The organism is Saccharopolyspora sp. NPDC050389, from assembly GCF_040655595.1.
Taxonomy (GTDB): Bacteria; Actinomycetota; Actinomycetes; order Mycobacteriales; family Pseudonocardiaceae; genus Saccharopolyspora.
Genome location: NZ_JBFAKG010000183.1, coordinates 1 through 8,456, shown reverse-complemented (window position 1 = coordinate 8,456; position 8,456 = coordinate 1). Strand labels below are relative to the sequence as shown.

Sequence of the window (8,456 nt, the reverse complement as noted above, 5' to 3'; positions counted from 1 at the left end):
ACCTCACCATGACCCACTGAACGCCGACCGCCACCTCACGGCCTGCGCTTCCCTTGCACACCACCAATATTTGATCATTACGGGACAGGTTTTAGACGCGCGTATGCGCGTGCTTCATCCGCGTTCTTTGCATCGGTGAACTCCGGCCAGCGCTTGGATCTGGGTGCACGGGAGTGGATATGCAATGACGGACTCACGCGGTTGTAGATGCTCGGACGGACATCGGCCAAGATGGGCGACCTTTTCGTGTTCCGCCAACGTTTCCACAAGCGCCAGGACCACCAGAACAATGCTGCGGTGGCGATCAAAAGGAAGACGCCAAGGATCGCGTCAATCACGCGCGACTCCGTTCGCGCGAACTTCCAGTCGCTTCATGCCAGGCGGAGCGAAGCAACCGATCGCTACCATGCACAACGCCGCGAATGAGAGCAGAACAGCACCTAGCAACGTCGCCAAGTAGATATCGACCGGGCCAGCAAGCCCCATAGCCCGCAACAAGCGCACGACGGCGACGACCAAGACTGTCAACGCAAAGAAAGTGACGCACAGCGCTGCGAAAAAGTCCCGCGCAGCGCTGCGCAGCTTCGGTGAACGTTGCTTCCCGGCTTCAGGCCGGGAAATTCGTAGCCTCGATTGTGTTCTGACCCCAGTCATGTCAGCGACTGTACCCGGTTAGATTAGCGAGCCCATTATACCGAGGGTTCCGGCAAAGTCAGTGAGCGCAATTTCTCGCGAAATTGACTGTCACCTGGGTGAACGTCAATTTCGCGAGAAATTGGCACTACCTGCACAAATGGAGCGGGCCGATCACGGAGCGCAACGAGCGCCGTCACCCTGGCATGGCGCAATTTCTCGCGAAATTGCACCCATGCCGGGCGACAGTGGACTTTGCCGGGACCCTGCCCGTTATACCGAGAGCTGAAGCTGACCAGACAACTGGATCAGTGCGACGGAAGGCATTCGCCCGACACCATCGAAACCCGGCTCGGTGGCCAACGCATCCTGCACCACGCGCCGGGCTCCGGCTGGCTCGAGCGTCAGAAGCCGACCTGGTCCTTGCCCTTGAGCCGCAGGATCTCGCGGGCCTCGTCGGGGGTGGCGACCTCCAGGTTCAGCGCCTCCAGCACGGTGCGGATGCGGGTCACCTGGTCGGCGTTGGTCTTGGCCAGCTCGCCCGGCCCGATCCACAGCGAATCCTCCAGCCCGACGCGCACGTGCGAGCCCTGCGCCGCCCCGATGGTGGCCAGCGGGATCTGGTTGCGGCCCGCGCCCAGGATCGACCACTGGTAGGAGTCGCCGAGCAGGCGGTCGGCCGTGCGGCGCATGTGCATCAGGTCTTCGGGGTGCGCGCCGATCCCGCCCAGCAGCCCGAACACCGACTGCACGAACAGCGGGCCCTGCACCAGGCCGCGCGAAGCGAAGTGCGCCAGGTTGTTCAGGTGCGCGATGTCGTAGCACTCGAATTCGAACCGGGTGCCGTTCTCCGCGCCGATGGACAGGATCGCCTCGATGTCGGCGAAGGTGTTCTTGAACACCAGGTCCCGGCTCTTCTCCAGGGCCTCCCGCTCCCAGTCGTGCTGGAATTCCTTGAAGCGGTCCAGCATCGGGTAGAGGCCGAAGTTCATCGAGCCCATGTTCAGCGACGCCAGCTCGGGCTTGAACACCGCCGCGGGCCGCATCCGCTCCTGCACGGTCATGTGCGGCGAGCCGCCGGTGGTGATGTTGATGACCGCGTCGGTGTGGGCCTTCAGCTGGCCCAGGATCGGTTCGAAGTGGGCGGGGTCCTGCGACGGCCGGCCGTCTTCGGGGTCACGGGCGTGCAGGTGCACGATCGCCGCCCCCGCCTCGGCCGCACCCAACGCCGCTTCGGCGATCTCCGTCGGCGAGACGGGCAGGTGCTCCGACATCGACGGGGTGTGGATCGCGCCCGTCACCGCGCACGTGATGATGACCTTGCGATTGGTTGCCATCTGCGTCAAACCTCCACAGTGGATCGTCAGTAGAGCTTCTCGGTGTTGCCGTCGACCGCCATCGCCTGACCGTTGACGCTGCGGGCCAGCGGGCCGGCCAGGAACGCGGCCATGTCCGCGATGTCGTCGGCGGTGACCAGCCGGCGCATCGACGACTGGTCCTGGTAGACGGCCGCGATCTCCGCCGCGGGCTTGCCCAGCATCTCCGCCTTCGCCTCGATGACCGCGCGGATGCGCGGGCCGTCGACCGCGCCGGGGCAGATCGCGTTCGCCCGGATCCCCTCCGGGCCGAGCTCGATGGCCAGGGTCTTGGTGAACCCGACCACCGCCCACTTCGACGCCGAGTACGCGCTGCGCCCGGCCATGCCGAGCCGCCCGGCGGCCGAGGAGAGGTTCACGATGGACGCCTCGGAGGACTCGCGCAGCAGCGGCAACCCGTGCTTCACGCAGTAGAACTGGCTGTGGATGTTGACCTCGAAGGTCCGCGCCCACGCGGCGCCGTCCAAGGTTTCCACCGGCCCGGTCGGACCGGCGATGCCCGCGTTGTTGACCAGCACGTCCAGACCGCCGAGCTCCTCGCGCACGGCACCCATCAGTTCCACGACCTGCGCTTCGCTCGAAGCGTCCGAAACCCGGGCCGCCAGGCCCCGTTCGCCGGCCGCCCGCACCGCCTCCTCGTTGATGTCGGTGACGAGCACGCGGGCCCCCAGCCCGGCGAACCTGCCGGCGATCGCCAGCCCGATGCCGTCCGCACCGGCGGTGACCAGCACCCGCTTTCCCGAGAAATCCACTTCCTGCACCCTTCCTGGAACTCCGGCGTCACGAACGCTTTTCGGCGCCGCCGTACTTGAGGAAAAACGACAGCGCGGTGCCGATGGCGCACACGCCGACCACGAACCACAGCCCGGACAGCTTGCTGCCGGTGAAGTCCTCCATCGCGCCCATCACGTACGGGCCGAGGAATCCGCCGAAGAGCCCGACGGTGTTGACGAACGCGATGCCGCCGGCCAGGGTCGCGCCGCTCAACCGGGATGCCGGGAACGTGTAGAGGATCGGCTGCATCGCGAAGAACGAGAACGCACCGAGGCAGAACCCGATGAGGCCGACGACCGGGCCGGAGACCGCGCCCAGGGCGAACCCGACGCAGATCCCGCCCATCGTGATGTTGACCAGCCTGCGGGAGCTGCTGCTGTTGGTGGCGAACCGCGGCACCAGGAACGCGCCCAGGCCGGCGAAGATCCACGGGATCGAGGTCAGCAACCCGATCTGCAACGACGACAGCTCGCCGTAGGTGCCGATGATCGACGGCAGGAAGTACGACAGCGCGTACACCGCGATCTGCTGCGACAGGTAGATCGCGACCACCAGCAGGATCTGCTTGTCCCGCCACACCTGGCGCATGCTGTGCGTGCCCGACGCCTCGGCGCCCGCCTCGTCCTCGGCGGCGATGCGGCGCTGCAGGTCTTCGGCTTCGGCCGCGGTCAGGAACTTCGCCTGGTCCGGCCGGTCGGGCAGCTTCTTCCACACCACGAAGGCGAACAGGCAGGCCGGGAGCCCCTCGATCAGGAACATCCACTGCCAGCCGTGCATGCCGCCGACGCCGCCCAGCCCGAGCAGCAGGCCGCCCAGCGGCGGGCCGAGGATGCTCGCCGCGGACACCCCGAGCAGGAACAGGCCGTTGGCCTTGGCGCGGTCGGCGCGGGTGAACCACTGCGTCAGGAAGTACATGACGCCCGGGAACAGGCCCGCCTCGGCGACGCCGAGCAGCATCCGCATGATGTAGAAGGACCATTCGTCCTGCACGAACGCCATCCCGGCGGACACCAGGCCCCAGGTGATCATGATCCGGGTGATCCAGAACCGCGCTCCGACCCGGTGCAGGATCAGGTTCGACGGGATCTCCGCCAGCGCATAGGTGACGAAGAAAAGCCCGGCGCCGATTCCGTAGGCGGTCGCCGAAATGCCCAGATCTACTTGCAGGTGTTCCTTCGCGATACCGATGTTGGTCCGGTCCAGGAAACTGATGATGTAGGCCCCGATCAACAACGGGAGCAACTTGCGGAAAATGACTCTGTTCAGCTCGCTCGGCGAGCGCATCACCGACTCGGCGGCACTTTTCGGCATGGCGTGACCTTCGGTTCTTTTCCGGCTTGCCGGGTGGTCGGGTTCTTATTCGGGAAATCGCTTTTTCAGCGGCGTGACTTCTCGGCCGTTCGGGCCGGTTCGCAACCGCAGGTACGGCCTATGTGCAGGCGGTGCGCGCACACCAACGACTGGTAGCTGTTCGACGGCTTTTCCATGCGTTTGAGCAGCATTCCGAAGGCTTCCCGGCCCATTTCCTCGTGCGGCTGCATCACGGTGGTGAGCCCGATCAGCCCGGACATGCTGTGCGGAATGCCGTCGTGCCCGGTCACCGCGACGTCCTCGGGCACCCGGATGCCACGTTCCACCGCGTACTCCAGGATGCCGATCGCGAGCTCGTCGCTGCCGCACATGATGGCGCGCGGCGGGTCGTCGCGGGCGAACAGGCGCGCCGCCGCGCGGCGACCGCCGTCGCTGTTGAGTTCGGTGCTGATCTTGCGGTCGCCGCTGATGTCGACGCCGTGCGCGCGGGCGGTCGACACGAAGGCCTGCTCCCGGGCCAGGGACGCCGAGGAGAACCGCGGCCCGATCACGATGGCGATGTCGGTGTAGCCGTGCGCCAGCACGTGCTCCGTCAACGACGTCGCCGCGGCGGCGTCGTCGATGCCGACGAAATCGCCCTCCAGGTACTGGGATCTCCGCGACAGGTAGACGTACGGGATCCGGGCGGCGCGCAGGGTCCGCAACGCGGTGGCGTCCTCCCGGAATGCCGCGCTCAGGATGACCCCGTCGACGTTGCGGTGCACCAGGCTGCTGGAGACCTTGCCCAGCGTCTGGAGATCGTCCTGAGTGGTCGCGACGAAAACCTCGTACCCGGCTTCGGCGGCCGCGGAAACGATGCTCTGCGCGAATCGCGGATATGTCGGATTGATGATGTTGGGTTGCACCAGCCCGATGACGCGGGTGCGATTCGGATCGACCGGCTTTCCCCGGTTCGGCGGGCGAAAACCGAGTTCTTCGGCGACGGCGAGGATGTGCCGGCGCGTTTCCGGCGCCACCCCGCCCTTTCCGTTCATCACGTAGGAGACCGCGGCGGTGGACACGCCGGCGGCGCGGGCCACCGCAGCCGCCGAGACCGTGCCCGGTCGGCGCGCGGAGCGACGAGTCGCGATCTCCACAGCCGAGTCTCCCTTGACTTGTAATGCGGATCTCCGATCCGCAGTGAACCTAAGGCGCTCGCTGAACGTTAAGCAATATTAAGCTCACGACCGGCCTCGGCAAGGGGCGGCGTCCGCAAGCACGCCCTGCAACGGCGTGCCGACGGTGCGCCAACGTCGCAGACTGTTGGACAGCCAGTCATCACCGAATCTCGAAGCGGAACGTGCGCGATCCGAAATCGAACAGGGAGACGGCAGCGATGGCCGAACAGGGCGAAGGAACATCGAAAAAGCAGGCGGAAACCACCGAGGCGGCCGGGTGGACCACGACGGCCGGCCAAGTCGCCGAGACCGGGCAGGGACGCACGACGATCGGTGCCGTGGTGGTTCAGAAGATCGCGGTGACAGCCACCCGCGAAGTCCCCGGAGTAGCCGCGCTCGGCGGCGGGATGGCACGGGCGTTCGGAGCGCTGCGGGAGCGCATTCCGGGTGCCAGCGCCGCGCAGACCTCGGGCGCGAACGTGGAAGTGGGCGAGAAGCAGGCCGCGATCGACTTGCAGATCACCGTGGACTACGGCGTTTCCGTGGTGGAGCTGACGCGAGCGGTGCGGCGCAACATCATCACCGCCGTGGAACGCATGACCGGGCTGCAGGTCGTGGAGGTCAACATCGAGGTCACCGACATCCTCCTGCCCGGCGAAGAAGAAGCGGCGCCCGCACGCGTCGAATGATCCCGGCCGGGCGCCTAGACGACTGATTCCGTGAAACTGGTGTTCGGCGATCGAACGCGCGGTTCGCAACCGATGGGTCAGCCGACGCGTTCCCAGCCAGAGCCAAGGTAGGTCCATTGTTCGCCACTGCCGTCCAGAGCTTCATACTCCGCGCCGACGGGCAACTCCGTCACCTCACCTGCCTGCTCGGCCAGGCGCAGCATGTCGACGGCCAGCCAGTACGCATAGTGTGCCGCAGTCGATTCCCATTCAGCCCGGACTCGGGACCTCAGGTAGTGGCTGTCGGGCTGTCCCCGGGTGCCAAGCTCGTCGGCGTTGCCGCATGACCAGTACAACACGCGTTCCTTGACATCGAAGTAGCCTTGCGCGATCAGCTGGCGGGTAGTGCCACATTCCGGGCACGGCCCGACCGGCTTCGGAGCAAAGCGGAACATCAACCAGTGCAGGTCGATGATGCTGTGCTCGCGTTGCTCGTCAACGCCGCCGACCGAGCTACCTGGCTGGCCGCAGTCCGGGCAGCGCACCTGGGACGGATCCCGGTGGTCGGCATCGGGCCAGCCGGTTGGCCACAGGGCGCCACACCGTGTGCATTGGTGCTGGTGGCGGCGCGGGCCCAGCACCACAATCGGCATCGTGATCGAGAGCTGATCCCGCAGACCGCCGAGATAGCCGGGGTAGGTGCCGTACCTGTGCGGCCACTGATCGGCGCGCTCGGGAGGCCACAGCAGTCGGATGCACGTGGTGACGTCGAGCGCCGTCCACCCGCTGTGCCCTTCGCCGGTGAGCTGCCGAGCCAGGTGCCCTACGTCGCCGATGGTCTCGGCATTGAGCTGCGCAAGCCGACGCACGGCCGACGGTTGATAGCCGGCCGCCGCGACGGCCTCGACGTCGGCGAGTCGCAGCGCGGCATCGACCCTCTCGCGGAGCAGTCTCTCGTGATCGGCCGAGATCCGCGCTAGCTCAAGCTGTTCAGTGCTACCCTCCCATGGCTCGACAGCGGGATCTCCTGGAACGCGTCGTGGCATGCACAGCATCCTGCCGTAGCCCGGCACTCCGGTGATGCCAACTTCACGGATCAATCATCTAGTCGCCCGGGACCGTCCGGCGAGCCGGCTGTTCCCGGAGATCCACGGCCAGCGCCCAGATCACGGCGACGTCGATCACGATGATGAGCAGCGACCACACCGGGGCGTACGGGATGAACAAGAAGTTCCCCAGGGCGCTGAGCCCGGCGATGATCAGGCCGGCGACACGTGCCCAGGACTGCCCCATGACCAACGCGATTCCGGTGACCCCGACCAGGACGCCCAGCACCAGGTGCACCCATCCCCATGTCGTGACATCGATGGTGAAGGCGTAGTCCTGGGTGACGACGTAGTACGAGCTCCGCAGGATCGCCGCGAGTCCGATGATGATGTGAAAGAACCCGATGATGATCATCATCACTGCGGCGAACAGTTCTACCCCGCCGGCCCAGGACTCCCGGGCACTCGGATAGTGGACACCCCCGTGTCCCGCCTGTGCCATGGTCCTCATCTCCCCTGCTTCAGCGCCCCGATCGCGGGCGCCCGGCCAAAACCAAGATCATTCCGTTCGGGCCTCTCACCAACCGCTACCCGCCGCCTTGCTCGATCCTGTCTCCCGCAGGCGAGATCACGTACCAGTTGCCGCCGTTGGAATTCACGGTTTGACCATTGGCCTGGCCCGCCACTTCATCGCCGATGTAGTAGTACAGCGGATGTCCGTTGTAGACGACCTGCGTGCTGCCGTCCGGGCGCCGGGCCGTGGTGAGCAGGGCCGGGTTCACGGTCGCACCGGCGGTGGGCGCAGCGGTCGTGGTCAGTGGCGGCCAATCTCCTGCGCACGCGTCCAGGCAGGTCGGCTGGGCGCTTGGATCCTTGTCGAACAGATACACCGTGCGCCCGTCCGGACCCGTGAGCACGGCGCCGAGGTTGGGTACTTCGCGGGTCTGGACCGCGATGGCACCACCGGTGACCGGTGGGGCCGTCGTCGGCGGCGGGGGTGTCCCGGGTCCGCTGCCGTCCGGGACGTCTCCTGCCGGAACGCATGCGGTCGCGAAAGCCAGGACGCCACCCGCCAGCCCGATGCTTCGCAGCACGACTGCGCGGTCTCGTCCGAAGTGGGCCATCGCGCCTCCCCAGGGCGAGACCGCATCTCTGCTCGTCCTCGCCATCGACGCTCATCACGAATCGAGGCCGGGCCGAAGGGACTGCCACGACCCGAGCACAGCACGAGCGTGGAACTCGCCGGAAGCCCGAGCACAGGGCCGTTGGTCCTCCGATGTTCAGTTCGAACACGAAAAAGCCCGCTGGCACGCACTTTTCCGCGTGCCAGCGGGCTTTCTCCTGTCGGTCCAGCCTCAGAGCGCGCAAGCGGGCTGGCACCCGCGCACGCGCTCCCGGTCAGGCTTTCGGGACGGTCAGGATCAGGGCGTCGCCCTGCCCGCCACCGCCGCACAACGCCGCCGCACCGACCCCACCACCACGACGCTTCAG

Annotated in this window: 9 protein-coding genes; 2 read left to right on the top strand and 7 right to left on the bottom strand. The window is 66.7% G+C overall.

Annotated elements, in window-relative coordinates; genetic code table 11:
- The first annotated feature begins 231 nt into the window (after positions 1-231).
- On the top strand, positions 232-426 hold the full coding sequence (locus AB0I53_RS48780; protein WP_358617856.1) for a hypothetical protein: 195 nt from the start codon (positions 232-234) through the stop codon (positions 424-426).
- Positions 427-1,037: 611 nt separating this feature from the next.
- Here AB0I53_RS48780 and AB0I53_RS48775 read toward each other — a convergent pair.
- The 4 genes from AB0I53_RS48775 to AB0I53_RS48760 form a co-directional block, all read right to left on the bottom strand.
- Positions 1,038-1,970 (bottom strand): 3-keto-5-aminohexanoate cleavage protein, encoded by a 933-nt coding sequence (locus AB0I53_RS48775; RefSeq protein ID WP_358617853.1) that lies wholly within the window; start codon positions 1,968-1,970, stop codon positions 1,038-1,040.
- 26 nt (positions 1,971-1,996) lie between these two features.
- On the bottom strand, positions 1,997-2,761 hold the full coding sequence (locus tag AB0I53_RS48770) for an SDR family oxidoreductase (RefSeq protein ID WP_358617850.1): 765 nt from the start codon (positions 2,759-2,761) through the stop codon (positions 1,997-1,999).
- Between the two features lie 28 nt (positions 2,762-2,789).
- Positions 2,790-4,094 (bottom strand): MFS transporter, encoded by a 1,305-nt coding sequence (locus AB0I53_RS48765; RefSeq protein WP_358617847.1) that lies wholly within the window; start codon positions 4,092-4,094, stop codon positions 2,790-2,792.
- A gap of 65 nt (positions 4,095-4,159) precedes the next feature.
- Positions 4,160-5,230 carry a LacI family DNA-binding transcriptional regulator gene (locus tag AB0I53_RS48760; protein ID WP_358617844.1) on the bottom strand — a complete coding sequence of 357 codons (1,071 nt, stop codon included), beginning with the start codon at positions 5,228-5,230 and terminating at the stop codon, positions 4,160-4,162.
- A 239-nt stretch (positions 5,231-5,469) separates the two neighbouring features.
- Between AB0I53_RS48760 and AB0I53_RS48755 the strand changes: the two genes are divergently transcribed.
- A complete protein-coding gene (locus AB0I53_RS48755; protein WP_358617842.1) occupies positions 5,470-5,940 on the top strand; it encodes an Asp23/Gls24 family envelope stress response protein in 471 nt (156 codons plus the stop codon).
- A gap of 77 nt (positions 5,941-6,017) precedes the next feature.
- Here the strand turns inward: AB0I53_RS48755 and AB0I53_RS48750 are convergent, their stop codons facing one another.
- From AB0I53_RS48750 to AB0I53_RS48740, 3 genes are all read right to left on the bottom strand, one after another.
- Positions 6,018-6,965 carry a hypothetical protein gene (locus AB0I53_RS48750; RefSeq protein WP_358617840.1) on the bottom strand — a complete coding sequence of 316 codons (948 nt, stop codon included), beginning with the start codon at positions 6,963-6,965 and terminating at the stop codon, positions 6,018-6,020.
- 58 nt (positions 6,966-7,023) lie between these two features.
- Positions 7,024-7,467, bottom strand: a complete 444-nt coding sequence (locus AB0I53_RS48745; protein ID WP_358617837.1) for a hypothetical protein — start codon at positions 7,465-7,467, stop codon at positions 7,024-7,026.
- An 85-nt stretch (positions 7,468-7,552) separates the two neighbouring features.
- Complete coding sequence (locus AB0I53_RS48740) at positions 7,553-8,089, bottom strand: hypothetical protein (RefSeq protein WP_358617835.1); 537 nt, start codon at positions 8,087-8,089, stop codon at positions 7,553-7,555.
- Positions 8,090-8,456: the final 367 nt, after the last annotated feature.